The following is a 1,049-nucleotide window of genomic DNA, read 5'->3' on the forward strand; positions in this document are numbered from 1 at the left end:
GCGCCGGCCCGCGCCGGGGCAGTCAGCCAGATACCGACGTTGCCAGAAACGGAGCACGGCTGTGTCCGACCGTCGAATCGACATCAATGTCAATATCACCGTGACCGTCTCGGTCGCCGAGCCGGACGACGCGGAGAGCTACTCGTTCGACGAGCTGGGCGACGAGGCGAAGGAACGCGCAATCCGGGAAATCACGGAGCGACTGCTCGGACCGTGGTGGGACCAGCATGACAACGATCGGCTACAGGAGACGATCGTCTACACGCTCGCCCAGGAACTCAAAACGCCCGGTTGGGACACCTACGGCTGCGGCGACTTCCCTGGTATCAGTGGGGTGGAGTTCACATCCTGGTCCATCGGAAGCTACGACGACCAGGTCACCCTCAACGGTCGGCTCACGCGTGAGAACGCGCCAGCCCTCCCATGGACAGACCAAATCTCCGCCGTCCAACTGGGCGAGCGTGACCTCGGCCAGATCTACGTGTGGGAGTCCGAGGACCACGACACCGGCGTCGGCGGCGACGCGATAGAAGCGATCGAAACGGCGGTACGCGACGCGATCGCCGCCGCGTTGAAAGCGGGCCAGGAAGAATACGAATACATAGGCAGCAGAGAAGCAGTGACCGAACTGCTCGCGGCCAGCGACTACGAGTTCTACGAGGATGGCAGCTTCTGGGGATGACCCATGCTCGACGTCGGAAACGCGGGCGTGTCACTGGGCGGAAGGTGCCCGATGTGGCATATCGCTGACCAGGCCCGTCAAGAAGGGGGCAACGTCATGGACCCGGAGCGGCACCTACGCGAGACACTCGTTCCGCACCCGGAGGCGGTCAGGGCCGCGACAGCCCAGGCGAACAAGCCGCTCTACAGCGTAGCCCTGGCCCACAACAAGTACCCCTCCTTCTGGACCACCGATGTCCGGGTCGAGGCTTTCCCACGCCTGTTCGAYGATCGCAGTGAGCCTTTCCCGGTAACGATTCGTCACGTGACGTGATCGCAATGGTGTGTTGGTGTGTTGGGTGTCAGGCGGTTCTGCGGTGCTCGGTGTG

2 protein-coding genes are annotated in these 1,049 nt (G+C 63.4%); both read left to right on the top strand.

Annotated elements, in window-relative coordinates; all coding sequences use genetic code 11:
• On the top strand, window positions 1–682 hold a 682-nt coding region (locus KBI5_RS24945), incomplete at its 5' end, for a hypothetical protein (protein WP_206745284.1).
• Between the two features lie 51 nt (window positions 683–733).
• Window positions 734–994 (top strand): hypothetical protein, encoded by a 261-nt coding sequence (locus KBI5_RS24950; protein WP_133057173.1) that lies wholly within the window; start codon window positions 734–736, stop codon window positions 992–994.
• Window positions 995–1,049: the final 55 nt, after the last annotated feature.

Origin of the sequence: Frankia sp. KB5, assembly GCF_002099325.1 — a bacterium.
GTDB lineage: Bacteria > Actinomycetota > Actinomycetes > Frankiales > Frankiaceae > Frankia > Frankia casuarinae.